Source organism: Streptosporangium vulgare, from assembly GCF_042428775.1.
GTDB classification, from domain to species: Bacteria; Actinomycetota; Actinomycetes; order Streptosporangiales; family Streptosporangiaceae; genus Streptosporangium; species Streptosporangium vulgare.
Genome location: NZ_JBHMBS010000022.1, coordinates 1 through 25,558 on the forward strand (window position 1 = coordinate 1; position 25,558 = coordinate 25,558).

The window sequence follows — 25,558 nt, forward strand, 5'->3', positions numbered from 1 at the left end:
GTTCTCAAGAAACGGACGCGTACACCATCACCCAAACCCGGCCAACCAGCCGAGCAGAACTCCGGGGCGTTCCATTTCGTTGTCACCATCTTATCGAGTGTGCCGGTTTCGTGTCAAACTGTCGGATTTCCGACTCTCGACTCGATCCCGTCGAACCCGCTAGGATTGCGACCACCCCGTTTCCAGGGCAACCCCTCTAACTTACTCCAACATCCGGTCGATGTCCAATCGTACGGACACGCCCGACTTGCCGAGATTTTTTGGAGGAGAGTGCAGGACGCTGCCCTGCAAGAAGAACTCTAGCAGTCCCTCGGGGCTGTGATGGCCAACTTCCCGGTAAGAACTAGCTCTTCCCTGGGACGCCAGCCCTCAAACACGAGAACCCAGGGTCAAGAGACCCTGGGTTCTTGTTCGGGCGATCCCCAGTCCGGAGCCGTTCTCTTCGGGCCGGGCCCCTGTCGGGGCCAGGTCCTGCGCGGCTCACGGTCTGTCAGAGCCGGAGCCCTGCCGGCTCACGCGGCCGGCAGTGACGCCAGCTGGGCGAGCAACCGCTCGATGTCCTGATCGGCCTGCGCGGCCCGGGAGCGCACCTTGGTCACCACATCGTCGGGTGCCTTGGCCATGAACTGCTCGTTGCCCAGCTTGGCGGCGACCTGGGCCGCCTCCTTGCGCGCCGCCGCGAGATCCTTCTCCAGGCGCTTGCGCTCGGCGGCCACGTCGATCGTCCCGGCCGTGTCGATCTCCACGGCGATGCCGCCCACGTCGAGGCTCGCGGTCGCGGCGAAGGACTCGGACGGCTGGTCGAGCCGGAGCAGCGACCGGATCGCCCCTTCGTGGGAGGCGAGTGCCGTACCGGCGAGCGAAAGGCGCGCGGCGACCCGCTGGCCCGGCTTGAGGCCCTGGTCGGAACGGAACCTGCGCACCTCGGTGATCAGTCCCTGCACGGCGAGGACCTCCTCCTCCGCCGAGGGGTCGCGCAGCGACTCCTGGACCGTCGGCCAGGGGGCGACCACGATCGACTCGTGCCCGGTGACCGCACGCCACAGTTCCTCGGTGACGAACGGCACCAGGGGGTGGAGCAGGCGGAGCAGCGAGTCGAAGACGTGTCCCAGCACGAGCCGGGTGTGCTCCTGGCCGGAGGCAATCTGGATCTTGGCGAGTTCCACGTACCAGTCGCAGACCTCGTCCCAGGCGAAGTGGTAGAGCAGGTCCGAGACCTTGGCGAACTCGAAGCTTTCGAACGCGGTGTCCACCGACGCGACGATCTCCTGGAGCCGGGAGAGGATCCAGCGGTCCGCGGCGGTCAGTTCCTCGGTCGGGAGCTCGCCCGTCACTGCGCCGTTCATCAGCGCGAAGCGGGTGGCGTTCCAGATCTTGTTGCAGAAGTTGCGCGAGCCTCCGGCCCATTCCTCACTGATCGCCACGTCGGAGCCGGGGTTGGCGCCGCGCAGCAGCGTGAAGCGGGTGGCGTCGGCGCCGAAGCGCTCGATCCAGTCGAGCGGGTCGACGACGTTGCCGAACGACTTCGACATCTTCTTGCCGTACTGGTCACGGACCATGCCGTGCAGCGCCACGGTCCTGAACGGCGGCTCGCCGTCCATGGCGTAGATGCCGAACATCATCATCCGGGCCACCCAGAAGAACAGGATGTCGTAGCCGGTCACCAGGACGGAGGTCGGGTAGAACTTGGCCAGCTCCGGCGTCTTGTCCGGCCAGCCGAGTGTCGAGAACGGCCAGAGCCCGGAGGAGAACCAGGTGTCGAGGACGTCGGGGTCCTGGACGTAACCTGCGGGCGCCTCCTCGTCGGGGCCGACGCAGACGACCTCTCCGTCCGGGCCGTACCAGACGGGGATGCGATGTCCCCACCACAGCTGCCGGGAGATGCACCAGTCGTGCATGTCGTCGACCCAGTCGAAGTAGCGCTTGGCCAGCTCCGGCGGGTGGATCTTCGTCCGGCCGTCGCGGACCGCGTCGCCCGCCGCCTTCGCCAGGGGGGAGACGTTGACGAACCACTGGAGCGAGAGCCGGGGCTCGACCACGGTCTTGCAGCGCGAGCAGTGCCCGACCGAGTGGAGGTAGGGACGCTTCTCCGCGACGATCCGGCCCTCCGCACGGAGCGCGGCCACCACCGCGGGCCTCGCCTCGAAGCGGTCGAGCCCCTGGAACGGGCCGTGCGCGGTGACCACTCCCCGCTCGTCCATGATCGTCATGGACGGCAGCGAGTGGCGCCTCCCGATCTCGAAGTCGTTCGGATCGTGCGCCGGGGTGACCTTGACCGCCCCGGTGCCGAAGGAGGGGTCGACGTGCTCGTCGGCGACGATCGGGATGCGGCGCCCGGTGAGGGGCAGCTCCACCTCGCGGCCGATCAGGTGCGCGTAGCGCTCGTCGGAGGGGTGCACGGCCACGGCGGTGTCGCCGAGCATCGTCTCGGCCCGGGTGGTCGCGACCACGATGGAGTCGTCGCCGTCGCCGTAGCGGATCGAGACGAGCTCGCCCTCGTCCTCGCTGTGCTCGACCTCGATGTCCGAAAGCGCGGTCAGGCAGCGCGGGCACCAGTTGATGATGCGCTCGGCGCGGTAGATGAGCCCGTCGTCGAAGAGCTTCTTGAAGATCGTCTGGACGGCCCGGGAGAGGCCCGGGTCCATGGTGAAGCGCTCGCGCGACCAGTCGACACCGTCGCCCAGCTTCTTCATCTGGCCGAGGATCCGGCCTCCGGACTCCTCCTTCCACTGCCAGACGCGCTCGACGAACGCCTCGCGGCCGAGGTCGTGCCGGGACAGGCCGTCCTTGGCGATCTCGCGCTCGACGACGTTCTGGGTGGCGATGCCGGCGTGGTCCATGCCTGGCAGCCAGAGCGTCTCCTGGCCGCGCATGCGGGCGCGGCGGGTCAGCGCGTCCTGGATGGAGTGGTCGAGGGCGTGGCCGATGTGCAGGACACCGGTCACGTTCGGCGGGGGCAGGACGATGCTGTACGGCTCGCGCTCGCTGCTCGGGTCGGCGGTGAAGTGTCCCTCCGATACCCAGCGCTCGTAGCTCCGGGTCTCCACGTCGGCGGGTGCGTACTGGGTGGGCAGCTCTGGCGTCGTCACGATGCCCAAGTCTAGGGATGTCCGCGTGTTCCCTGTCCCACGGACCGCCATACGGACCCCTCTCCGCGTGACTTTCGCCGGTGGGCGAGACGATCCCCCGGCAACGAACACCGGCGAGGACGGGCCGGCTGCCGATACACCATCGGCGGGAGCCGGGCGGCCGGAAACGGCGGCGCCCCCCGCGGGAGATCCCGTGGGGGGCGCCGATCGTGCGGACCAGGAGCGGTTCGCGCGGGCTTTCTACGCCGACTTCTCGCGCGGCGGACGCTGCTGCTTGTTGAGCTGGTCGCGCGGGACGAGCGTGGGGTTGACGTGCTCCAGGACCGACTCGCGGGTGATGACCACACGCGCCACGTCCTGCCGCGACGGCACCTCGTACATCACCGAGAGGAGGACCTCCTCCAGGATCGCCCGCAGGCCGCGGGCACCGGTGCCGCGCAGGATCGCCTGGTCGGCGATGGCCTCCAGCGCGTCGTCGGTGAACTCGAGCTCGACGTTGTCGAGCTCGAACAGACGGCGATACTGCTTGACGAGGGCGTTGCGCGGCTCGGTGAGGATCTGGATGAGCGCCTCACGGTCGAGGTTGTGGACGCTCGTGATGACCGGGAGCCGGCCGACGAACTCGGGGATCATGCCGAACTTCAGCAGGTCCTCGGGCATGACGTTCTCGAAGATGTCGGCGCCGTCGATGTCTTCCTTGGAGCGGATGATCGCGTTGAAACCGATCCCCTTGCGGCCGACCCGGGACTCGATGATCTTCTCGAGACCGGCGAAGGCCCCACCGCAGATGAACAGCACGTTGGTGGTGTCGATCTGGATGAACTCCTGGTGCGGGTGCTTGCGCCCGCCCTGCGGCGGCACGCTCGCGGTCGTGCCCTCCAGGATCTTCAGCAGGGCCTGCTGCACGCCCTCGCCGGAGACGTCCCTGGTGATCGACGGGTTCTCGCTCTTGCGGGCGATCTTGTCGACCTCGTCGATGTAGATGATGCCGGTCTCGGCCTTCTTGACGTCGTAGTCAGCGGCCTGGATCAGCTTGAGCAGGATGTTCTCGACGTCCTCGCCCACGTAGCCCGCCTCCGTCAGGGCGGTGGCGTCGGCGATGGCGAACGGAACGTTCAGCATCTTCGCCAACGTCTGGGCGAGCAGTGTCTTGCCGGAACCGGTGGGGCCCAGGAGCAGGATGTTGGACTTGGACAGCTCGATGCCGTCGTCACGTCCGCGCTCGCCGGACTGCACCCGCTTGTAGTGGTTGTAGACCGCCACGGAGAGAGCCTTTTTCGCCTGGTCCTGACCGATGACGTAGGCGTCGAGGAATTCGTAGATCTCCCTCGGCTTGGGAAGGCTGTCCCATTTGAGCTCAGAGGACTCGCTGAGCTCCTCCTCGATGATCTCGTTGCAGAGGTCGATGCACTCGTCGCAGATGTATACGCCGGGTCCGGCGATGAGCTTCTTGACTTGCTTCTGGCTCTTTCCACAGAAAGAGCACTTCAGCAGGTCTCCCCCGTCGCCGATGCGTGCCACCCCAGATACTCCTTTGCGTGGGACCGCCCTGGCTGCCGCGGTCCGTTTCTTCCGACCGGCCCGATACCCGATCGAAAAGTCATCCCGCTTAGGTTTCGACGTTACCGTCTTCTGAGCCCTCAGTGAGCCCCCTAGCGGCGAGTCGCACCGGAACGTGCCTGATTCGGCACGGTTCCGGTGCGATATGCCTCGTTAGGAGGCTACGGCCTTCGCGAGTTTCTTGCGGGACGGAATGATGTCATCGATCAGTCCGTACTCCTTGGCCTCGACGGCGTCAAGGATCTTGTCCCGCTCGATGTCCTTGCGGACCGCCTCCGGTGCCCTGCCCGAGTGCTGAGCGATGATCGTCTCCATCTGCGCGCGCATCCTGAGGATCTCGCGCGCCTGGATCTCGATGTCGCTTCCCTGGCCGCCGCCCTCGGTGGACGGCTGGTGGATCAGCATGCGGGCGTTCGGCAGGGCGAAGCGCTTGCCCGGCGTGCCGCCGGCCAGCAGGACCGCCGCCGCCGAGGCCGCCTGGCCCAGGCAGACCGTCTGGATCTCCGGCCGGACGAACTGCATCGTGTCGTAGATCGCCGTCATGGCGGTGAAAGAACCGCCCGGCGAGTTGATGTAGATGCTGATGTCACGGTCGGGGTCGAGCGACTCCAGGGTCAGCAACTGCGCCATGACGTCGTTGGCTGACGCGTCGTCCACCTGCACGCCGAGGAAGATGATGCGGTCCTCGAAGAGCTTGGCGTACGGGTTCATCTCCCGCATGCCGTAGGACGTGCGCTCGGTGAAGGACGGAAGAACGTAGCGGCCGTTGATGTCTCCCGGCCGGATCAACTCACTCACCTTGTGCCCCTTCAGGAGACGGCGCCCGTGGAGGGCACCTGTCGAGCGCTGCGCACGACCTGGTCGATGAAGCCGTAATTCTTGGCCTCCTCGGCCGTGAACCAGCGGTCCCGGTCGGAGTCGGCCTCGATCTGCTCGATGTTCTGACCGGTGTGGAACGCGATGCGCTCGGCGAGGGTCTTCTTGACGTAGAGCATCTGCTCCGCCTGGATGGCGATGTCGGCGGCGGTGCCGCCGATGCCGCCGGAAGGCTGGTGCATCATGATGCGGGCGTGCGGCAGGGCGTATCGCTTGCCCCGCTCGCCGGCGCAGAGGAGGAACTGGCCCATGGAGGCGGCCAGACCCATCGCGACCGTGCACACATCGTTAGGGACATATTCCATCATGTCGTAAATCGCCATACCAGCGGTTACGGAACCGCCAGGCGAGTTGATGTAGAGCCAGATGTCGCGCTCCGAGTCGTCCGCGGCGAGCAGGAGCAGCTCGGCGCAGATCCGGTTGGCGATCTCGTCGTTGACCTGGGTGCCCAGCACGATGATGCGCTCACGCAGCAGCCGCTGGTAGAGCTGGTCTTCGAGCCTGAACGAGCCGTTCGGCTGGCTCATCGACTCGGGCCCGGAGCCGGTCGGCTGGTAGAAGGTCGGCGGGCTGGTCACAGCGTCACCTTCCGATGCGTCGTAATCGATTGGCTTTGCTTGTGACCTTAACGCGCGTCACCTACCGGACATGCCGCCTCAACGCACTGTTCGCTGACGGCGCATGCTGCCCACCGCCTTCCCAGCACGTCCGGAACCCCTCGCCGCGCCCCCGGCGAGGCTCCGGAGCCGGAGCCCGTACGGCGTGTCGCGCCCGTCGGGGGACGGGAAGCGAGAGCGGAGACGGGGCCGTGAGGGGAGCGGTGAGGGGGCCGTACGGCACCGGTCGGCCACGAGAGAGGGGCCGGAGGCTCTCAGAGGGCTCAGGAGCCCGCGAAGTCCTTGAGGGGACGGAAGTGCCGGGAGTCCTCCCGGAGCCCCCCAAAGGCCGGGAGGACTCCAGGAGACCCCCAGGCGCCGCTGTGCGGCACGCTCGCCCCGGAACCGGAGGGCGAAGGCGTGCTCGTCGACCGGAAGCCGAAGGCACGCTCACCAGCCAGGAAGCCGAGGGGCGCTCACCATCCGGAAAACGAGGACGCCCCCCGTCGCGCGGAACGCGGCGGGGGGCGTCTGACGGCGTCGAGCGACGGAGGCGGCGGGCGAGCCCGGCGCCTCCGCTCGGCCGGGGACTACTTGGCGGCCTCGACCTCGGCGGTCTCTCCGGTCTCGGCGGCCTCGTCCTCCGTGACCTCCTCGCCGTTGATCTCGGTGTAGATGGCCTTGAGGTCGACCTCGTTGCCGGCCTCGTCGACCACCTTGGCGGCGTCGCCGATGACGCTCTTGGCCTTGTCGCGGACGATCTCGACCATGGCCAGCGTGAGCTGGTCGTTGTCGGCCAGGTGCTGGGCCAGCGTGTTGGGCGCGACGTTCATCTGCATGGCGCGGCGCACCACGAAGTTGGTCAGCTCCTGCTCGCTGACGCCGAGGTCCTCGCTCTTGACGATCTTGTCAAGGACGAAGCCCGTCTTGAGGGCCTTGGCGGCGCTCTCGTCGAACTCCGCGAGGCGCTCCTCCTCGGTGGTCTGGTAGAGGCGGAAGTACGCCTCCTTGCTCAGGCCACTGTCGGCGATCTGGTGCTCGAGGTTGTGCTTGCGGTTGTCGACCTCGGCCTTGAGCGCGCTCTCGGGCAGCGGGATGTCGATCTTGTCGAGCAGGGCGTCGAGGGCGTTCTCGCGGGCCTGGACGACCTGGTCGATCAGCTTGTTGCGGCGGGCCGTCTCGCTGATGCTCGCCTTGAGCTCGTCAAGGGTGTCGAACTCGCTCGCGAGCTGGGCGAACTCGTCGTCCAGCTCGGGGAGGACCTTCTCCTTGACGCTCTTGACGGTGATGGTGACCACGGCCTCCTCGCCGGCGTTCTCGCCGCCGACCAGGTTGGTGGTGAACTCCTTGGTCTCACCCGCGGACAGGCCGACCAGGGCGTCGTCCAGGCCCTGCAGCACCGAGCCGGCACCGACCTCGTAGGAGACGTCGTTGGCCTGCTGCTCCTCGATGTTGACACCGTCGATCGCTGCGGCCAGGTCCATGACGACGAAGTCGCCGGAGGCGGCGGGGCGCTCGACGCCGGTCAGGGTGGCGAAGCGCTGGCGCAGGCCGTCGAGCTGGTCGTCGATGTCCTTGTCGGAGACCTCGGAGACCGGGACGGTCACCTCGATGCCCTGGTAGTCGGGCACGTCGAAGCCGGGGCGGACGTCCACCTCGGCGGTGAACTCGACCTGCTGGCCGTCCTCGATCTTGGTGACCTCGATCTCCGGCTGGCTGACCGGGAAGATCTCGCTCTCGTCGACGGCCCGGCCGTACAGCTTGGGCACCGCGTCGTTGAGGGTCTCCTCCAGCACCACGGCGCGGCCGAACCGCTGCTCGATGATGCGGGCCGGAACCTTGCCGGGGCGGAACCCGGGGACGCGCACCTGCTGCGCGACCTTCTTGTACGCCGCCTGCAGGCTCTCGCCGAGCTCCTCGAACGGCACCTCGACGGTAAGCCTCACCCGGGTCGGGCTGAGCTCCTCCACAGCGGTCTTCACGGGGTCGTCTCCTTGATCAAGCTTTGAGTGATCGCGGGCGCGTCAAGTCGTAACGGCTACCGCGGCAAGCTCGCGCGCCGCGCCCACATGAGCGGCACCTGGCACAGCCGTCGAGACACGCGAGATTAGGGCATGCTCCACAGCGGCGGGTGTTCAGCGCCGCTGGCCAGTCTAGGGCAGAGCGGCACCATCGAGCGACCAATGGCCGCTCAGTCCTCCTTGATGATCCGCCGCAGGATGTCGTTCGTCTCCCCGGGCGTGGTGCTGACCGCGCACAACCGCTCCATGACCTCGCTGTAGCGGTCGACGTCCTCGCGCTTGTCCAGGTAGAGGGCACTGGCCAGCTGCTCGACGTAGACGACGTCGGGGAGCTCGTTGTCGTTGAAGCGGAGCACGCTGAAGGCCCCGCCCTCGGCGCTGTGGCCTCCGAAGCTGAAGGGCATGACCTGGATGGTGATGTTCGGCTGCCGCATGAGGTCGAGCAGGTGCTCCAGCTGGGCTCGCATGACGTCGGCGCCACCGATGGGGCGCCGTAGCGCGGCCTCGTCGATGACGGCCCAGAAGAACGGGCCGTCGGGCCGCCCGAGCACCCGCTGGCGCTGCATCCGCAGGTCGACGCGGCGGGTGATCTCCTCGGGCGCGATGCCCGCGCTCCCCGCGGTGATGACCGCCCTGGCGTACTCCTTCGTCTGCAGCAGGCCGGGCACGAACTGCACCTCGTAGGTGCGGATCCGGGAGGCCGCCTCCTCCAGGCCGACGTAGGTCTGGAACCAGGAGGGCAGCAGGTCGTTGAAGCGGTGCCACCAGCCGGGCTCGTTGGCTCGCAGCAGCAGGTCCATCACCGCCGACCGGGCTTGCTCGTCCTCCACCCCGTAGAAGGTGAGCAGGTCCGCCACGTCGCGTTCCCGCAGGCCGACCCGGCCGAGCTCCATTCTGCTGATCTTGGATTCGGATCCGCGGATCAGATGGCCCGCCTCCTCGCGCGTGAGCCCCTTGGCCTCGCGCAGACGACGCAGTTGGGAGCCTAAGAGGATACGCAGAGCTGTGGGACCCGATCCCGGTTGAACCTGCGTCACTTCGCCTCCCTCTGTACTTGGGCCAGCGCACACAGTGTCACTACTTCCGGCCGCTATGACAAGGTCTCAACTCCCTGCCCAATTCGCCAAGTCGCCGTCCTAACCGCCCATGCGGCTGCACACTGCAACTGCACGTGCATTTGGGTCTTGCAGCAGACGTTCCGGTGACCCATGATGGCCTAGTGCATATTGGGCTTATGGTGCACAAGCTCTGAAAACTCTCAAGTGGTACGGAGACTCACGATGACAGCGGGAGGTACCGGCAGGATGGTGGAGGAGCCAAAATCGGCTGCCGACTACCTGCAGGCGACCCGCCAGGTGGGCTTTGACGAGCTACTGGGGGCCAACCACTCCGGCGCCACCGCGTGCCCCCTGCCCAGCCAGGCCGACTCGGTGAAGACCGCCCGGGACGTGACACGCTCGACGTTCCAGGACTGGGGACTGGCGGAGCTCAGCGATGACGCAGCGCTAGTGGTTTCGGAACTCGTCACCAACGCCGTCCGTTACGCCCTGTGTCCGCCCAGTCAGCCGGATATCACTCCGATCACGCTCGTCCTGGTGCACCTCTCCCCCCACGTGCTCCTGGCCGTGACGGACCCGAGCGACGAGGTTCCGACCCCCAAGGAGCCCGACTTCATCTCGGAGAACGGCCGGGGCCTCTACATCGTGGAGACCTACAGCCAGGGATGGGGCTGGGACCACCTCAACTGCGGCGGCAAGGCCGTCTGGGCCTTCTTCAGCCCCCGTAGCTGACCTTCTCCGGCGCCCACCCGCCGCTCCCGCCCGTTTTCGGCGGCCCACTCGCCGGCCCTGCCCGTTTTCCGGCCCTCGCCGCGATGCCGCGATGTTCCGCCACGGCCGAACCTCGCGTACGGCATCCCTCGGCCCGTGTCCCGCACGTCGGCTCATGTGGCCCGCCGTGCCCCGCCGTGTCCCGCGCGGCGAAGGGCTCCCGGTCCCTCACACGAAGAACCGGGCACCGGTCGTAACCGATGCCCGGCACGTGTCGGGGTGACAGGATTTGAACCTGCGGCCCCCTGCTCCCAAAGCAGGTGCGCTACCAAACTGCGCCACACCCCGGTAAGTCGAGTGCGCGCACGCTCCGGAACTCCGGTACGCTTACGCCCTGACGAACGGATGAAGTCTAGACCAGACTGACGCCGGCTCGCGCGGACGTAGCTCAATGGTAGAGCCCCAGTCTTCCAAACTGGCTACGCGGGTTCGATTCCCGTCGTCCGCTCCAACGGTGAAAGACCAGGTCAGCCCATATGCGGCGACCTGGCCTTTCATTTTTCGCCAAAACTTCGGGAACTTGCGCGCCCATTGCGTGCCCGATGGTTTCCGGGCCCGTTTTTCCGGGCTTTCTTGAATTTCTTCCCGGGCGTTCGGACGATGACCTGGTCACGGTCTCCGCCCGTGTGCCGGTCGGTGAGCGCCGCCCGCGTGGAGGAGTGCCCCGGGCCGGTCATCCGCCCTTCGACGCCCGCCCCGCTGTCCGATGCCAAGGTGTTACCGATCCACCGGGGATCGGCGAGGTTCCCTGCCGGTTTTCGAGGTGATCGTCCGTCTTGGACGGCCCTGCCGGACCGGCCGCCGTCACCTCGGCCCGCGGCTGTCACCTCGACCTCGGCGAGCCGGTCGCCGGCGAGCGCCCCGCGACGATCGCCGTGGCCGGGGCGAGCCCCCGGGCTTCGCGTTCTCCTCGGCGGAGGACGGCGTCTCTCAGGTAGCCGGCGCCCGCACGATGTCGTCCATGTCGTCCATGGTCATGCCTGCGGGGGCGGATCCGCCGGGCGAACGGAACCGTGGTGTGATGGCGTGGTGAGCCGTGCCGTGGAAGAGAGCAACCGACGCATGCTTCGGGCGCGGGACGCGATGGACCGCGCGTACGCGCAGCCGCTGGACGTCCCGGCCCTGGCCAGGATCGCCCATGTGTCGGAGGCGCACTTCACGCGCACCTTCCGGGCCACGTTCGGCGAGACGCCGCACCGCTACCTGCAGCGCCGCCGGGTCGAGCGGGCGATGGCCCTGCTGCGGGACACCGACCACAGCGTGACGGACATCTGCTTCCAGGTCGGCTTCGGCAGCCTGGGGACCTTCAGCCGCACGTTCCGCGACATCGTCGGCCGGTCCCCCAGGACGTACCGCAGGGAGGCGACGGCCATGGGCGTGCCGACGTGCTTCACGATGGCGTGGACGCGGCCGAACGACTGACCGTCCGCACCGCTCGTGCCGTCCGCCAACTCAGCGGTTTTGGATAAGTTTTCGGCTGGCTCGCCCAGTAGCGTGATTCGCATGTTCAACTCCATCACGCACTCGCAGATCTACGTCCTCGACCAGGACGAAGCCCTCGACTTCTATGTCGGCAAGCTCGGCCTGGAGGTCAACACCGACGTCGACATGGGCGTCATGCGCTGGCTGACCGTCAGCGTCCCCGGTCACCCGGAGCGCCAGATCATGCTGGAGAAGCCGGGTGGCCCGATGATGTCCGAGGAAACGACGCGGCAGGTCCGCGAACTGGTGACCAAGGGCGCGATGGGCGGCCAGCTCATCTTCAGCACGGACGACTGCCGCAAGACGTACGAGACACTGCGTGGCCTGGGCGTCGAGTTCACCGAGGAGCCCACCGAGCGCCCGTACGGGATCGACTGCGGCCTCCGCGACCCCTTCGGCAACCACCTGCGCTTCACCCAGCCGAAGGACTAGCGCCGTCGGCGGCGGCCGGCACCGGCGTGGCCGGCCGGGCCCGGCCGGTGGCGTCCTGCCGGCGGACGCGGGGCGGCCGTAGCGTGAACGGGGGTGGGGCGGGTCAGGCGAAGGCCGTCCGTCTCACGAGAAGGCCTTGTGCCTCAGGGGCGGGAGGCGCTGGGCGGTGCGCAGGAAGGTCCTGAAGCCGATCCGGGCCACGGGGTTCTCGTCCACGAACTGCCGGGCCGCCCTCAGGGAGTCGCGCACGGCCGCGAAGCCGTACTCGCGCATCTCCGCCTCGTAGGCGGAGACGGCCGCGACGGGGTCGCCTCCGCCCGCGAGGGCGCCGGTGAGGGCCCGGCAGAGTGACCGGGCGTCGCGCAGGGCGACGTTGGCGCCGATGCCCCGCATCGGGGTCATGCTGTGGATCGCGTCGCCGAGCAGGGTGATGTTCGTGGCGGGCCAGGGCCGATCGGCACCGAGGTGCGGATCGGCAGCAGCGAGACGGTGAGCGGGAACCTGCCGGCGGCCGTGACGACGCCGGTGTCGACGCGCCGCGCGTGCGGCAGGTACCGGTGCCTGACGCCGGAGTTGCCGCCGTCGGCGGCGACCACGATGTCGGCGGTCTCGGTGCTGCCGTCGGCGAAGCGCAGGGGGACGGTGCCGCCGGGGTCGCGGGTGTAGCTCTCGAAGGTCTTGCCGAACCGGACGGCTCCGGAGGGCCCGTCGAGCCCGGACAGCAGGACCTGCCGCAGGGTGATCCGGCTGACCGAGTGGTGGGCGTCCACCGGGTCGGCCACGGGCGGGCTCTCCAGGGCCAGCAGCGGCCTCATCCGGTGGCTGACGAAGCGGAAGTCCTGGGCGTCGCGGCCGGAGGTCGCCAGGAACGCCTCCCACAACTCGGGCGGCAGGCGGTCGCGCAGTGCCCGGGAGCCTTCGGGGTCGATGTGGACGCGGTAGCCCTGCAGCCGGTCCGAGGGGGTGCGGTCGTGCTCGTAGACCGTCACGTCGACACCCGCGCCGCGCAGCCCCTGCGCCAGGCAGAGGCCACCGATGCCGCCTCCCACGACGGCGAGGAGGACTCCTCGCTGCTCAGGCAGACGCGGAGCGACGTCGAGGACCTGCGCAGGCGGCAGGCGGAGGGGGAGTTCCCCGACGACCTGGACCCCGCCTGCCTGCTCCCGATGCTCTTCGCCGCGGCCGGCGCCGGGGCGATATTCCCCCAGCTGGTCCGCGCGCTCTGCGGGCAGGACCCGGCCTCCGAGGAGTTCGGGGAGCGGTACGGGGAGCAGATGGCGCGACTGCTCCACCACCTCAACGCCGACAAGTCCTAGTTCGTCTGGAAATATCGACAAATCTCTGTTAAACACGAGGTTCGCATATAGATCATTCTTTACAATCCTCCAATACCAGCAGTCAGCGTGCCCCTGGAGGGAAAGTGGCGGAGTTCGACGGCGTCATCGTGGGCGGGGGCCATAACGGCCTCACCTGTGCCGCCTACCTCGCGAAGGCGGGGTTGTCGGTCGCGGTCGTCGAGCGCAACGACGTCGCGGGGGGTGGTTGCAGCACCCAGGAGCTCACGCTGCCCGGGTTCCGGCACAACACCCACAGCAGCTACCACTTCCTGGAGGAGGGCCCGGTCCCCGCCGACCTGGAACTCCAGCGGTACGGCCTGCGCTACGTCTACCCCGAGACCCAGCACGCCACGGTCTTCAGGGACGGCCGGGCGATCACGGTCTACACCGACCCCAAGCGCACCGCCGACTCCTTCGCCCGGTTCTCCAAGGCCGACGCCGCGCGCTGGCTGGAGCTGTACGAGCGCTACGCCGAGGCGGCCAGGGGCCTGGTGAACGGCTTCCTGTACTCCAGGCCGCTGCCCCCGCCGGTGGTCGCCGAGCGCCTCAAGGGCGACCTCGGCCGCGACATGCTGAGCTACATGCCGCTGTCGCTCTACGAGGCCGTCGACAGGAACTTCGAGAGCGACCAGGTCAGGGTGCTGTTCAAGTCCTTCCTGCACGCGATCTCCATCGAGAACGTGCCCGGCACCGGCAGTTTCTTCCCCCGGCTGCTGTCGCGCATCGCGAGGCTCGGGGTGCCCGTGGGCGGCGCGGGCAACGTCGCGAGCGCGCTGCGCGCCGTCATCGAGGAGCACGGCGGCACCGTGGTCACCGGCGCCCACGTCGAGCGGATCCTGGTCGACGACGGGCGGGCCACCGGGGTGCGGCTCGCCACCGGCGACGTGCTCACCGCCCGCCGGTTCGTGGCCAGCGCGGTGGACGCCCCGCAGACCGTGCGGCTCGCGGGCCCGGAGAACTTCGGCGCGGAGATCGCGGCCAAGGTCGAGGGCTACAAGTGGGCCGGGCACAGTCTCGTCACCCTCCATCTGGCGCTCGACGAGGCTCCGCGCTACCGGGCCGCCGAGTTCGAGCCCGACGTGGACCGGGCCTTCCTCGTGGTGCTCGGCGCCGACGACAGCGAGCAGCTCGGCCGCACCTTCGACCAGATCCACCAGGGACGGCTGCCCGACCGGCTCGCCGGCAACGGCGCGTGCCCCTCGCTGTTCGACCCCTCGTACGCGCCGGACGGCAAACACGTGGCGTTCTGGTGGCCGTGGGCCCCGTACGACCTCGGTGGTGACCCGGCGAGCTGGGACGCGCGGCGCGAGGAGGTCGGCGAGCGGCTGCTCGCCGAGTGGGCCGAGTACGCCCCCAACCTGGCGAACGGCGCCGTCCTGGGGAAACGGGTCTTCACACCGCTCGACATCGAGCGGCACTGCGTCAACATGGTGCGCGGCAGCCACCATGTCGGGGCCTACGAGCCGTCCCAGCTGGGCGGCAACCGGCCGGTCCCCGAGATGGGCCAGTACCGCACCCCCGTCGACGGCCTCTACCTCTGCGGCGCCAGCAGCCACCCGGGCGGCTCGGTCTCCGCGGCGCCCGGGTACAACGGCGCCAACGCCATCGCAGAAGACCTCGAACTGGAAACCTGGTGGACGCCGGTTCCCGCACCCCGGTGGAGCGAGTGAAGTCCCGTTTCGTCACCAAGAATCCAGCCACGCCAGGGTTCCGGATGGGCAGTCCCGCATCCATGCACGAGCAGCTGTCCCTGCTCAACGCCGCCAGCAAACGCATCGGCAGCACGCTCGACATGTTCGAGACCGGCAGGGAGCTGATGGACGTCGCCGTGCCGCGCTTCGCGGACGCGGCGGGCATCCTCGTCCAGGACCGGCTGGTGACCGAGGGGGAGTTCCCCCAGGAGACCACCGACGGCTCGGCGCTGGTGCGGCGGATCGCGGTCGGTGTCGCCGACCCCTCCCCCGGCGAGTACGCCAGGGCGTTCCCCGTGGACGAGGTGGCCGTCTACGAGGCCTGGACCCCCTACGCCCGGTGCATGGCCACCGGCAACCCGATCCTCTACCCCCGCCTGGGGCGCAGGACCGCCGAGGAGATCGGGCGGTTCTGGAAGCGCGACTCGGTGTCGAAGGTGCTGGAGGACAGCTCGTTCCTGGTGGTGCCGCTGAAGGCGCGAGGCCGGGTGCTGGGCTTCGTCATCTTCACCCGCAGGCCCACCAGCCAGCCCTTCGACGAGCAGGACGTCAACCTGGCCGAGGAGCTCGCGGCCAGGACCGGCGTCTGCCTCGACAACGCGCGGCTCTACAACCGCGAGCGCCGCACCGCGCTCACCCTGCAGAGCAGCCTGCTGCCCGTCGACCTCTCCCAGCCGCTGGGCCTCACGATCGCCTCCCGCTACCTGCCGGCCAGCGACCTGGTCGGGGTGGGCGGCGACTGGTACGACGTGATCCCGCTGCCCGGCTGCCGGGTCGCCCTCGTCGTCGGCGACGTGATGGGGCACGGCATCAGGGCGGCCGCCACCATGGGCCAGCTCCGCACGGCCGCGCGCACGCTGGCCAGCCTGGACCTGAGCCCGGCCGACGTGCTGTTCCGGCTCAACCTGATGAGCCAGGACCTGGACGCCAGCCAGATCGCCACGTGCGTGTACGCCACCTACGATCCGGTCACCCGGCGGTGCGCGATGGCCTGCGCCGGGCACGTGCCGCCGATCCTGGTGCGGCCCGGCGGCGAGACCGAGCTGCTGGAGCTGCCGCCGGGGCTCCCCCTGGGCATCGGCAACGAGCCGGCCGAGATGCGGGAGTTCACGCTTCCCGGCGGGACCGTGCTCGCCTTCTACACCGACGGCCTGGTGGAGAGCCGCGACCGGGACATCGAGGAGGGCATCGGCGCGCTGCGCGGCCTGCTCTCCGGCCCCGACCACGACCTGGAGGAGGTCTGCGACCTCACGATCAGCGCCCAGCGCCCCGGGCACGAGCGTGACGACATCGCCCTCCTCCTGGCCAGGGTGTCGGAGCTGACGGAGAACGAGTTCGTCGAGACGTCGCTGCCCTCCGACCGCCGCTCCGCCTCCCAGGCCCGCCGTTTCGTCCGGACCACGCTCGACAAGTGGGAGCTGTCCTCGCTCTGCGACAACACCGAGCTCATGGTCAGCGAACTGATCGCCAACGCGGTCGAGCACGGTCAGGGCGAGGTCGAGCTGCGGCTGCTGCGCGGGCCCACACTGGTCTGCGAGGTGTCCGACAGCTCCGCGTCCGAGCCGGTCATGCGGGAGGCGTCCACCACCAACGACACCGGCCGCGGCCTGCATCTCATCAACTGGCTCGCCCACCGCTGGGGGTCCCGCCTCACCCCGAAGGGCAAGATCGTCTGGATCGAGCAGCGGCTGCCCTAGCCCGGTAGCCCAGCCCCGGGCCGCCCTCGCGGGCTCCGGTGCCGCCTCCCGCGTCATCGGAGCCCGTGTCTCCGAGCCGCGCGGCCCGCGTCATCGGAGCCCGTACGACGGCGAGGCCCCCGCCGCGTGAGTTCTCGCGTCGGGGGCCCGGCGTGCCGGCGCGGTCGCCGGGGCGGGGTGCGGCGGGGGTTCAGCGGACCTCGTAGATGGCGGTGGTGCCGCTGACCTCGTTGCCGACCACCAGGAGCGGGCGGTGGGTGGGGCTGTCGGAGGCGGGGACGAACAGCACGCCCTCGGGACCGACGTCCCCGGCGGTGCCGTCCTCGACCGAGCCGGTGAGGTCACGGGTGTTGACGTACCCGGCCAGGCGCGGCGCCCGCGGGTCGCCCAGGTCGTAGGCGACGATCCCGCCGACCCGCTCCAGCCCGGCGAAGGCGTGGGCCCGGCCGCGCACCTCGCCGACCGTGACACCCTCGGGCTCGGGGCCCTTGTTGTCGCTGCGGCTGTCGAAGGAGTCGTTCTCCTCGTTGTCGGCGTTGAAGGCCTCGGGCAGTTCCTTGGCGACGAGCCGCTCCAGCTGGTCGCCGGAGTCCCAGACGAGCTCTCCCGAGGTGGACCTGATCGAGATCGAGCGGGCGCCGAACGCGTGCAGCTCGGTGTAGGCGCCGCTCGCGTTCCTGGGCGAGTCGACGGCCACGTTCAGCCGGCCGAGCTCGGTGTCCTTCTTGAGGTTCTCCGCGTCGGGCAGCGCGAGGTTCAGGTCCTTCACCCTGACCTCGTCGGCGTGACAGTCCCAGTCGCGCCCGTCGCCCTCGTTCGCGGTGACCAGGTAGGTCCGCCCGCGGTCTCGGAAGTGCGCGATCGCGTCGGGCTGGTACATGCCCTTCACCGGCCGGGGCCTGATGTCGATCTTCTTGTCCTTGTCCGAGGCGTCGAACCCGGTCTTCGACCAGTCCTTCAGCCCCAGCGGGACGACGTCGCGGACCTCGGCCCGGTCCAGGTCGACGATCGCGAGCGCGTTGTTCTCCTGGAGGGTGACGTAGGCGGTGTCGCCCTCGACGGTGACGTACTCCGGCTCCAGGTCCTGGGCGGCGGTGGCCCCGGGGCCGGTGATCCGCACTCCCCTGGCCCGCAGCCGCTCCGCGTCGAACTTCGCGAACCCCGCGGTCCGCACCGTCCAGCGGTTCAGGTCGACGACGCTCACCGAACCCTCGGGGTCGGCCACCTCGCCCTCGCAGTAGGAGGAGGGCTCCCCCTCGTTGGCCACGACCACCCGCTTCCCGTCCGGGGTGAAGGTCAGCATGTCGGGCAGCGCGCCCACGGTCACCTGCCTGAGCTTCCTCCCGCTCCGGGCGTCGAAGAAGGCGACGGTGCCCGGGTCGGTCTTGACCGCGGCCTGCTGGGCCACGGCGACCAGGCCGCGGCGCACCGCGACGCTGTTGGCGCCGGGGGTGGCCAGGGTGGTGACCTTGCGCGGCTCGCGCGGGTCGCGGATGTCGAGCACGTCGACGGTGCCGGCCTGCGCGTTCACCACGAAGACCCGGCGGGTCGCGGCGTCGTACGCGGTGATCTCCGAGGCGCCCGCGGCGACGGTACCGGTGCTGTAGCGGCCGAGGAAGGTCAGCTTGACGTCCCCCTGGCCGGGCCCGGCGGCGGCCGGGGCCGCGGAGACGGGCACAAGAAGCAGGCCGGTGACCGCCGCGGCGGCCGCCCGGGTGAAAGTCGTGGTGCGCATGAGACGAATTTTCACGAAATATCGTGACCTCCTTCTGACGTCGAGATGACCACGGGATGAAGCCCCACGGTCAGATGTACCCCGGACGGATCCACTACGGCATCCCGGGCATGCCGGTCATGTCCGTTGACGCGATGACTACTGGCTGCCCAGGGGTTACGGTCAAGATGAGAGCCGGGAGGAAACCCGGGAGGGCATCGGGAGGAGCATGATGACCATCGACATACCCGAGGCTTACCGGCGCGCGCTGGACGACTTCGGCGCTCTCGTCCACCGGGTCGGCCTCGATCAGTGGGAGAATCCGACGCCGTGCGTCGACTGGGACGTGCACGCCCTGGTCAACCACGTGGTCGGCGAGAATCTCTGGGCTCCGGTGCTGCTCGCCGGGGGGACCTCCGCGGAGGTCGGCGACGCCTTCGAGGGGGACCTGCTCGGCGACGACCCCATCAAGGCGTTCGACACCTCGGCCGTGCCCGCCATCCAGGCGGCGGCGGACGTCCACGCCCTCGACCGTCTCGTCCACCTGCCGTTCGGCGACGTGCCCGGCCGGGAGTACGTCACCGAGCTGTTCGCCGACGCGCTCATCCACACCTGGGACCTGGCCCGCGCCATCGGCGCCGACGAGCGGCTCGACCCCGAGCTGGTCGAGGCGTGCACCGCCTGGTTCAGCCACGCGGAACCCGGTCACCGGCAGGCCGAGGCCGTCGGAGAGCCCCCGGAGGCGCCCTCCGACAGCGACGGCAGCGACGGCAGCGACGGCAGCGACGAGAGCGACACCGCCGACGGCATCACCGCCGGCGCCGGCACCGACGCGCAGGCCCGGCTGCTGGCCTCCTGGGGACGTCGCGCCTGACGTTCGTTTCCCGGGCGCTCGCGCACGGCTCACGCGGGGAGGTGCGGGCCGCTAGGCCGGCCGCCTGCCGTGGTTCGCCTTGCGCTTCCTGCGGGCCTTGGCCTTACGCGCTCGTCTGCCCATGCCGACCACCCCTTCCCTGAGGTTCTCCGAGGTTCCTCCGGGCCCCGTGAGATCCGGTCCCGTCTCCCGGGGACCGTACGGGACTCGATCTCACCGGCTCAGACCTTCACAGTCCTCCCGGAACGGCGGCCGCACAAGGCCCGGACGGCGATCCGTCCCGCTCCGGTGGACCGTGTTTCCCCGGCCTTGCCCTGACTTCCCCTGTCTTTCCCGTCCTTTCCCGGCCTTTCCCCGGTCCTGACGTTCCGCGCCCCGCCCCTCCGGCGCGGCACCGGCCGGTTCTAGGCTCCCTCACATGAGCGAGAAGCTGATGGCCCGCTGGCGATCCCTGGCCGGCCTCGGGGCCGACCCCCTCGGCAGCGAACTGATCACCCGGTACGACGAGCCGCACCGCAGGTACCACACGACCGCCCACCTGGAGTCCGTGCTCACCCACGTCGACGCCCTCGCCGGCCACGCCGAGCATCCGGACCTCGTACGGCTGGCCGCCTGGTTCCACGACGCCGTGTACGACCCGCAGCGCGGCGACAACGAGGAGCGGAGCGCGGGGCTCGCCGAGCGGGCGCTGCCGGAGATGGGGCTGTCGGCGGAGGCCGTGGCGACGGTCGCCCGGCTGGTCCGGCTGACCGTCACGCACGACCCCGCGCCCGGCGACATGGACGGGGCCGTGCTGTCCGACGCGGACCTGGCGATCCTGGGCGCGTCCGCCGAGGTCTACGCCCGCTACGCGGCGGCCGTGCGCGAGGAGTACGGCTTCGTGCCCGACGACGCGTTCAGGGCCGGGAGGTCCGCCATGCTGCGCTCGCTGCTCGACCTTCCGGCGATCTTCCGCGTCGCCGATCTGGAGGAGGCGGCGAGGGCGAACATCGCGGCGGAGCTTGAGCGGCTGTGAGCGACCGCGAACGGTTAGTCACCAAAAATCAACAACATCCCGCCTTGTTGTCGTGGTAATTTGGTGGAATCTGGTGGATTAAGGGGAGCGGGGAGGGCGGGGCGATGCTTGCCCAGCAGCGGCAGCAGGCGATCCTGGAGAGGGTGCGCAGTAGCGGCGGGGTCAGGGTCGCCGATCTCGTCCGGGAGCTCGGCGTGTCCGACATGACGATCCGGCGCGATCTCGAGGTGCTCTCCGAGCGCGGCCTGGTGGAGAAGGTCCACGGCGGCGCCACCGCCGCCGGGCCCGGTTCGACCGAGGAGCCGGGCTTCGCCGCCAAGTCGGCGCGCCAGCAGGCGGAGAAGGAGACGATCGCCCAGCACGCCGCCCGGCTCGTCCGGCCCGCCACGGCGATCGCGCTCTCCGCGGGGACCACGACCTGGACGCTCGCCCACCACGTGGCCGACGTGCCCGAGCTGACCGTGATCACCAACTCGGTCCGGATCGCCGACGTCTTCCACCGCTCCCCCAGGGCCGACCGCACGGTCGTGCTGACCGGCGGGGTCCGCACTCCCTCCGACGCCCTGGTCGGCCCGGTCGCGGTCTCGGCGATCCGCGGGCTCCACGTCGACACCCTCTTCCTCGGCGTGCACGGGATGAGCGCCCGCGCCGGGTTCACCACCCCCAACCTGCTGGAGGCCGAGACCAACCGCGAGCTGGTCGCCTCCGCGCACCGCCTGGTGGTGCTCGCCGACCACACCAAGTGGGGCACGGTCGGCATCAGCACGATCGCCCAGCTGGCCGAGGCCCACATCGTGGTCACCGACTCCGGCCTGACCGAGGAGGCCCGCGAGGAGCTCGCCGCCTCGGTGGGCGAGCTGATCATCACGGAACCCCAGCGAGAGAGCGAGATCGCCGGCCGATGAAACGCACGATCACCCACCTGGCCGACGGCCGGGAGCTCATCTACTTCGACCGGCGCGACGACGCCGACCGCGGGGCGGTCGACCAGCGTGACCTGCCGCCCCGCCCCGCGGCCTCCGAGCTGCGCTACGACCCGCTCACCGAGGAGTGGATCGCGGTGGCCGGGCACCGCCAGGGCCGCACCTTCCTGCCCCCGGCCAGCGAGTGCCCGCTCTGCCCCTCCACTCCCGGCAACCTCACCGAGGTGCCCTCCTCCGACTACGACGTGGTGGTCTTCGAGAACCGGTTCCCGTCGTTCTCCGCCCAGCCGGGCGAACACCGGGAGATCGGCGGGCTGAGCGAGGTCCGTCCGGGGATCGGCAGGTGCGAGGTGGTCTGCTTCACCTCCGAGCACGACTCCTCGTTCTCGCGGCTCTCCCCCGAGCAGGTCGAGCTGGTCATGGAGGCCTGGGTCGACCGTACGGCGGAGCTGTCGGCGACGCCCGGCGTGGAGCAGGTGTTCTGTTTCGAGAACCGGGGGGCGGAGATCGGCATCACCCTGGCCCACCCGCACGGCCAGATCTACGCGTACCCCTACGTGACCCCGCGCACCAGGCTCACCCTCGGGGCGGCCGGGCGCCACCGGGAGCGGACCGGCGGCAACCTGTTCGCCGACGTCCTGGCCGCGGAGCGGGAGGCCGGGGTCCGGGTGGTGGGCTCGAACGAGCACTGGACGGCGTTCGTCCCGGCCGCGGCGCGCTGGCCCGTGGAGGTGCACCTCTACCCGCACCGCCAGGTCCCCGACCTGGTCGCGCTGGAGGCCGAGGAGCGCGCGGCGTTCGGCCCCCTCTACACCGACGTGCTCCGCCGCCTCGACGGGCTGTTCGGCGTGCCCATGCCGTACATCGCGGCCTGGCACCAGGCGCCGGTCTCCACCGGCCGCGACCTGTCGTACGCGCACATGGAGCTGTTCAGCATCCGCCGCGCGCCGGACAAGCTGAAATACCTCGCGGGGTCGGAGTCGGCCATGGGCGCCTTCGTGAACGACGTGTCACCCGAGGGGACAGCACACCTTCTGCGCTCCGTTGTCACGAACTGATTACCGCTCGGTCTCGGCTTGAGGTCGCATGACCTGCTGTTTACCACTACTATCCTTCCCACATCAGCTTTAAACGCTGATTTGCCTAATCCCGGGCACCTTGCCCGGGAGCCGGGGAACCACCGCACCTGGGGTGAAACCACTTCGGTGGAAGGGCTTCCTCCAGCCCGAACCCGTCAGCTAACCCGGTAGGCGTAAGGAGAGGAGAGTTCGTGGCGGCCCCGTCCCCCACGTTCCGTCGGCATGCCGCTCTGGTCCTCTGTCTGAGCTCGATCGCGGCGTTCACCATCGGTGCCCCCACCGCGGGAATCGCGGAACCCAAGCCGACCGAGGCCAAGCTCCGCGCCGACCTGGCCAAACTCGGCAAGAAACTCGACGGGCTGATCGAGACCTACGCGGCCAAACGCGAGTCTCTCAGGAAGGCGCAGAAGGCCGAGGCCGTCGCCAAGCAGAACCTGGACAAGGCCGAGGAGACCTACGTCGAGGCCAAGAGGCAGGTCGACTCCATCGTCCAGCTCCGCTACCAGACCAGCAGCAGCGGAGGGCTGCCCGCGCTGATGTTCTCCGGCGACATGGGCGCCGCCGCGGTGATGGAGCAGCTCACCGCCCAGCAGAGCGCCTACCTGGAGGGCTTCGCCGGAAGCCTCGAACGCAGGAAGAAGGCCTCGGAGACGGCGTCCAGGCTCACCGACGAGATCCGCGACGAGGCCAAGGAGGTGGAGGAGCAGCGCGAGAAGGCCGAGGACGTGATCCGGGACGTCAAGGACAAGCTCGACCGGCTCGCCCCCACCGGTTCCGGCCGCCGCTCCGACGGCAGCTGGGCCCCGCAGCTGCCCACCGGTGCCGACAACATCACCGACCGCACCCGGATCATGCGCGACGCCGTCATGCGGCGCTTCAGCCTGCCGTACTCCGTCGGCTGCTACCGGTCCGCCAACGACGGCGGCGAGCACCCCCTGGGCCGCGCCTGCGACTTCATGATGAGCACCGGCGGCACGATGCCCTCGGCCGCCAACATCGCGCTGGGCGACGAGATCGCCGCCTGGGCCATCAAGAACAAGGCCAGGCTCGGCGTGAAGTACGTGATCTGGCGCCAGCGCATCAACCACGGCTCCGGCTGGCGCTTCATGTCCAACCGCGGCGGCATCACGGCCAACCACTTCGACCATCCGCACATCTCGATGTACTAGTGCCACGAGGCGCTGACCTGCGATTTCTCTACCGGACGCCCCTCTCAGGGCACATCCCGGGATCCGCGGCACTCCCCCAGGCGCCGTCGATCGCCTTGCGCATGCGGTCCTCGCTGGACGGCATGAGGTGCGTGTAGGTCCGCAGGGTGAAGCCGGGGTAGGTAGCGGTGCTGCCGTTGAGCGTGGGCTTGGGCAGGGTGCGCGGAGCGTCGATCTGGGCGGCGATGTCACCGGTCTTGCTCTTGATCGCTTCGGTGTTGCCGCCGGCGGACAGCGTCAGGCCGCCTTCGGCCGCTTTGGGCTTGATGATTCCGTCTGCCTCGACGAGGGTGGTGTCGACCGGGGTGAAGCCGTCGCCGCCTGCGTTCTTGACCCGGACGGGCTCCAGGTACTGCTCCATCCGCAAGATCTTGCCGTCGGGGTTGGCGTAGTAGGTGGCGCGTTCCGAGCGCAGTGACTCGATCTCGATGCGCCGGTTGTCCTTCTTGGCCTGCGCCAGCGCTTTGCCGGTGGGCGTGGCGGGGGCGCTCGGCGGGGTCGTGGGAGCGGGAATCGTAGGGGGTGGCGGCGTGGGGTCCTGGGCGATCGCGGGCGCGCTCATCAACGAGAGCGGCATGGTCAGGGCCGCGATCAGGGCAGCGCGACGGCGCGTCCGGCTGGGTGAGCCGGAGGCTGTTCGTGATGGATTCACTCGATCCTTTCGAACACATGTGTGAAAACAGAGGGGCCATCACACGTGTCGCGCCCCTATCTAAAGATCCTTTTCAGTAGCGGGAAGAAGGGTTCCGTCACCACCGAATTCGCGGAGCGAGCAGAGGGTTTGCGCCGTGGTCACCGACCGAAGGTCGGCACATCGTCCATGCGCGCCGTCGGGGCAGCGGTGTACGTCTGCTGCGGCGCGGGACCGTTGATCGGCTTAAATCAGCTTCATTTATCAACTTTTCGCGTACTGGAGATCATCGGATTCCATATGGCCAATGAAAAGTGCCGTCAGAGGTTGACAGCTGCTCACCGAAAGGGACACAGGCGCGCATCCGATCACCTGCGGCGGCGGTTCGCCGCTACGGCGCCGGACGTGCGCCGGTACGCAGACGGTAACGAATCCCGCCGGCGATTCCCTCGGCGTCGGCGTACGGCCCGGAAAGTCGATCAAACTGAGGACGCCGCCTGTTCGTGAAGGACTCCAGCTGCGGTCAAGGCTCTCCGTATGGCCGCTGCCACGAGAGTCTGCCGCACGGTCATCGTTCGCTCCCCGAGCCAGGCATCGGGTCGAGAGCGGGGAGGCCCCACCAGGAGAACCCGCCCCTGCCCCTCGGTCGGCTCCACCGTAGGTCGGTCGTCATGGCGGATCAGATCTCGATGCCCCAGTGCTGCGGCGGGCCGATCTGGCGGATGCGTGCCGGCCCTCGTGGAGGCGGGCCGTCTCGCCGCTCCGGTCCAAGGTCGGCGAGCGTTTCGAGGTGCGTCGGCGGGGTTTTCCCGGTGTCCACCGGCGTGCCCCGCGCAGCAGGGCCCGGGAAAATCCGGCTGGTCAGCCCCATCCGCGAACCTTCGCCCGATCTGCCCTGGCCGATCTCGATGACTTGGGTCAAACTTGTGGCGACCGCGCTCATGGAGTGTCGAAAGCATGACAGTCGGTAATGGTGTCGTGAATTCCTGGCCAGTGGGAGCCCAATGGAGATCTTGATCACCGTCGCAGCGAGTGAGGCAGCGGACGAGTTGCGTGATTTGCGGTCCTGGCTGGCGGAGGAGCCGGAGTTACGCGGGCGGGTGGGCCTGGTCGAGGCCGAGCCGACCGCCGGGGCGCTCGGCCCGGTTCCGGAGATGCTGCAGGTCGCCTTCGGCGCCGGGGGCGCGCTGGCCACCCTGGCCGGAGTGGTGATCGCCTGGCTGGGAAACCGCGGCGGTGAGGTGACGGTGAAGCTCACCCGCGGCGAGGCGGTGGCGGAGGTGAGCGCCAAGGGCGTCAAGTCCCTGGATCTGGCGCAGGCCCGCGCGCTGACCACCCATCTGGCCGAGGTGCTCAACAACACCGATGGTCTCCGCGAAGACGGGTGAGCCACCACCGGCTTCCATACGCGCCGGGATTGGCCGCCGGGCCGGCGACTCCCGCTGCGGGCAATTAAGCTCGATCCGGCTGTGGGCCTCTCCTTCAACGACACGGCGACCCGCTC

Annotated in this window: 23 protein-coding genes, 2 tRNA genes, 1 pseudogene and 1 riboswitch; of the genes and pseudogenes, 13 read left to right on the forward strand and 13 right to left on the reverse strand. The window is 69.3% G+C overall.

Annotation, left to right across the window (positions count from 1 at the left end):
- Window positions 1-512 precede the first annotated feature (512 nt).
- The 6 genes from ACFFRH_RS32815 to ACFFRH_RS32840 all read right to left on the reverse strand — a co-directional run bounded on the left by ACFFRH_RS32815 (window position 513) and on the right by ACFFRH_RS32840 (window position 9,179).
- Window positions 513-3,140 carry a valine--tRNA ligase gene (locus ACFFRH_RS32815; protein WP_425581853.1) on the reverse strand — a complete coding sequence of 876 codons (2,628 nt, stop codon included), beginning with the start codon at window positions 3,138-3,140 and terminating at the stop codon, window positions 513-515.
- A gap of 189 nt (window positions 3,141-3,329) precedes the next feature.
- Complete coding sequence (gene clpX / locus ACFFRH_RS32820) at window positions 3,330-4,610, reverse strand: ATP-dependent Clp protease ATP-binding subunit ClpX (protein ID WP_329084422.1); 1,281 nt, start codon at window positions 4,608-4,610, stop codon at window positions 3,330-3,332.
- Between the two features lie 192 nt (window positions 4,611-4,802).
- Window positions 4,803-5,447: an ATP-dependent Clp protease proteolytic subunit gene (locus tag ACFFRH_RS32825; RefSeq protein ID WP_326642780.1), complete on the reverse strand. Its 645-nt coding sequence runs from the start codon at window positions 5,445-5,447 to the stop codon at window positions 4,803-4,805.
- A gap of 11 nt (window positions 5,448-5,458) precedes the next feature.
- Window positions 5,459-6,103, reverse strand: a complete 645-nt coding sequence (locus tag ACFFRH_RS32830) for a ClpP family protease (RefSeq protein ID WP_386161284.1) — start codon at window positions 6,101-6,103, stop codon at window positions 5,459-5,461.
- A 608-nt stretch (window positions 6,104-6,711) separates the two neighbouring features.
- Complete coding sequence (gene tig / locus ACFFRH_RS32835; RefSeq protein ID WP_344749050.1) at window positions 6,712-8,103, reverse strand: trigger factor; 1,392 nt, start codon at window positions 8,101-8,103, stop codon at window positions 6,712-6,714.
- A gap of 209 nt (window positions 8,104-8,312) precedes the next feature.
- Window positions 8,313-9,179, reverse strand: a complete 867-nt coding sequence (locus ACFFRH_RS32840) for a Sco1979 family transcriptional regulator (protein ID WP_344749051.1) — start codon at window positions 9,177-9,179, stop codon at window positions 8,313-8,315.
- Window positions 9,180-9,422: 243 nt separating this feature from the next.
- Here ACFFRH_RS32840 and ACFFRH_RS32845 point away from each other — a divergent pair, with 243 nt between their 5' ends.
- Complete coding sequence (locus ACFFRH_RS32845) at window positions 9,423-9,932, forward strand: ATP-binding protein (protein ID WP_344749052.1); 510 nt, start codon at window positions 9,423-9,425, stop codon at window positions 9,930-9,932.
- A 253-nt stretch (window positions 9,933-10,185) separates the two neighbouring features.
- On the opposite strand, the gene ACFFRH_RS32850 is transcribed toward ACFFRH_RS32845, so the two are convergent.
- Window positions 10,186-10,259: transfer RNA gene (locus ACFFRH_RS32850), tRNA-Pro, on the reverse strand.
- Between the two features lie 89 nt (window positions 10,260-10,348).
- Here ACFFRH_RS32850 and ACFFRH_RS32855 point away from each other — a divergent pair.
- From ACFFRH_RS32855 to ACFFRH_RS32865, 3 genes are all read left to right on the forward strand, one after another.
- Window positions 10,349-10,422: transfer RNA gene (locus ACFFRH_RS32855), tRNA-Gly, on the forward strand.
- 611 nt (window positions 10,423-11,033) lie between these two features.
- Entirely contained in the window at window positions 11,034-11,393 is a 360-nt protein-coding gene (locus ACFFRH_RS32860; RefSeq protein WP_344749053.1) for a helix-turn-helix domain-containing protein, read from the forward strand.
- 81 nt (window positions 11,394-11,474) lie between these two features.
- Window positions 11,475-11,885, forward strand: coding sequence for a VOC family protein (locus ACFFRH_RS32865; RefSeq protein WP_344749054.1), 411 nt, complete (start codon window positions 11,475-11,477; stop codon window positions 11,883-11,885).
- 123 nt (window positions 11,886-12,008) lie between these two features.
- On the opposite strand, the pseudogene ACFFRH_RS32870 reads toward ACFFRH_RS32865, so the two are convergent.
- Both ACFFRH_RS32870 and ACFFRH_RS32875 read right to left on the reverse strand, forming a co-directional pair.
- Window positions 12,009-12,379: pseudogene (locus ACFFRH_RS32870) on the reverse strand (FAD-dependent oxidoreductase); the annotation flags it as partial.
- A complete protein-coding gene (locus ACFFRH_RS32875) occupies window positions 12,284-12,934 on the reverse strand; it encodes an FAD-dependent oxidoreductase (RefSeq protein ID WP_344749055.1) in 651 nt (216 codons plus the stop codon). The gene ACFFRH_RS32875 and the pseudogene ACFFRH_RS32870, both read right to left, overlap by 96 nt.
- Between ACFFRH_RS32875 and ACFFRH_RS32880 the strand changes: the two genes are divergently transcribed.
- The 3 genes from ACFFRH_RS32880 to ACFFRH_RS32890 all read left to right on the forward strand — a co-directional run bounded on the left by ACFFRH_RS32880 (window position 12,857) and on the right by ACFFRH_RS32890 (window position 16,610).
- Window positions 12,857-13,201, forward strand: a complete 345-nt coding sequence (locus ACFFRH_RS32880) for a hypothetical protein (protein WP_344749056.1) — start codon at window positions 12,857-12,859, stop codon at window positions 13,199-13,201. The genes ACFFRH_RS32875 and ACFFRH_RS32880 overlap by 78 nt on opposite strands.
- A 104-nt stretch (window positions 13,202-13,305) precedes the next feature.
- On the forward strand, window positions 13,306-14,892 hold the full coding sequence (locus ACFFRH_RS32885) for a phytoene desaturase family protein (RefSeq protein ID WP_344749057.1): 1,587 nt from the start codon (window positions 13,306-13,308) through the stop codon (window positions 14,890-14,892).
- A 44-nt stretch (window positions 14,893-14,936) separates the two neighbouring features.
- The gene (locus ACFFRH_RS32890; protein WP_344749058.1) at window positions 14,937-16,610 is read left to right on the forward strand and encodes an ATP-binding SpoIIE family protein phosphatase; all 1,674 of its coding nucleotides are present in this window, start codon (window positions 14,937-14,939) and stop codon (window positions 16,608-16,610) included.
- A gap of 190 nt (window positions 16,611-16,800) precedes the next feature.
- On the opposite strand, the gene ACFFRH_RS32895 is transcribed toward ACFFRH_RS32890, so the two are convergent.
- Complete coding sequence (locus ACFFRH_RS32895) at window positions 16,801-18,345, reverse strand: choice-of-anchor I family protein (RefSeq protein WP_344749060.1); 1,545 nt, start codon at window positions 18,343-18,345, stop codon at window positions 16,801-16,803.
- Window positions 18,346-18,556: 211 nt separating this feature from the next.
- Between ACFFRH_RS32895 and ACFFRH_RS32900 the strand changes: the two genes are divergently transcribed.
- Complete coding sequence (locus ACFFRH_RS32900) at window positions 18,557-19,198, forward strand: TIGR03086 family metal-binding protein (protein ID WP_344749062.1); 642 nt, start codon at window positions 18,557-18,559, stop codon at window positions 19,196-19,198.
- Between the two features lie 51 nt (window positions 19,199-19,249).
- Here the strand turns inward: ACFFRH_RS32900 and ACFFRH_RS44825 are convergent, their stop codons facing one another.
- Window positions 19,250-19,321, reverse strand: a complete 72-nt coding sequence (locus ACFFRH_RS44825; protein WP_486389158.1) for a 50S ribosomal protein bL37 — start codon at window positions 19,319-19,321, stop codon at window positions 19,250-19,252.
- Window positions 19,322-19,616: 295 nt separating this feature from the next.
- On the opposite strand from ACFFRH_RS44825, the gene ACFFRH_RS32905 reads away from it, so the two are divergent.
- The 4 genes from ACFFRH_RS32905 to ACFFRH_RS32920 all read left to right on the forward strand — a co-directional run bounded on the left by ACFFRH_RS32905 (window position 19,617) and on the right by ACFFRH_RS32920 (window position 23,384).
- On the forward strand, window positions 19,617-20,213 hold the full coding sequence (locus ACFFRH_RS32905) for an HD domain-containing protein (protein ID WP_344749063.1): 597 nt from the start codon (window positions 19,617-19,619) through the stop codon (window positions 20,211-20,213).
- Window positions 20,214-20,317: 104 nt separating this feature from the next.
- Entirely contained in the window at window positions 20,318-21,118 is an 801-nt protein-coding gene (locus ACFFRH_RS32910; RefSeq protein WP_344749064.1) for a DeoR/GlpR family DNA-binding transcription regulator, read from the forward strand.
- Complete coding sequence (galT, locus tag ACFFRH_RS32915) at window positions 21,115-22,194, forward strand: galactose-1-phosphate uridylyltransferase (protein ID WP_344749065.1); 1,080 nt, start codon at window positions 21,115-21,117, stop codon at window positions 22,192-22,194. Before ACFFRH_RS32910 ends, galT begins: the two co-directional genes overlap by 4 nt.
- Before the next feature lie 72 nt (window positions 22,195-22,266).
- Window positions 22,267-22,403, forward strand: a riboswitch (cyclic di-AMP (ydaO/yuaA leader).
- A 3-nt stretch (window positions 22,404-22,406) separates the two neighbouring features.
- Window positions 22,407-23,384 (forward strand): coiled-coil domain-containing protein, encoded by a 978-nt coding sequence (locus ACFFRH_RS32920; RefSeq protein WP_344749066.1) that lies wholly within the window; start codon window positions 22,407-22,409, stop codon window positions 23,382-23,384.
- Between the two features lie 28 nt (window positions 23,385-23,412).
- Here ACFFRH_RS32920 and ACFFRH_RS32925 read toward each other — a convergent pair whose 3' ends face one another.
- Complete coding sequence (locus ACFFRH_RS32925; protein ID WP_386161288.1) at window positions 23,413-23,985, reverse strand: hypothetical protein; 573 nt, start codon at window positions 23,983-23,985, stop codon at window positions 23,413-23,415.
- A gap of 748 nt (window positions 23,986-24,733) precedes the next feature.
- Complete coding sequence (locus tag ACFFRH_RS32930; RefSeq protein WP_344749070.1) at window positions 24,734-24,997, reverse strand: hypothetical protein; 264 nt, start codon at window positions 24,995-24,997, stop codon at window positions 24,734-24,736.
- Between the two features lie 61 nt (window positions 24,998-25,058).
- On the opposite strand from ACFFRH_RS32930, the gene ACFFRH_RS32935 reads away from it, so the two are divergent.
- Complete coding sequence (locus ACFFRH_RS32935) at window positions 25,059-25,442, forward strand: effector-associated constant component EACC1 (RefSeq protein ID WP_344749071.1); 384 nt, start codon at window positions 25,059-25,061, stop codon at window positions 25,440-25,442.
- Window positions 25,443-25,558 lie beyond the last annotated feature (116 nt).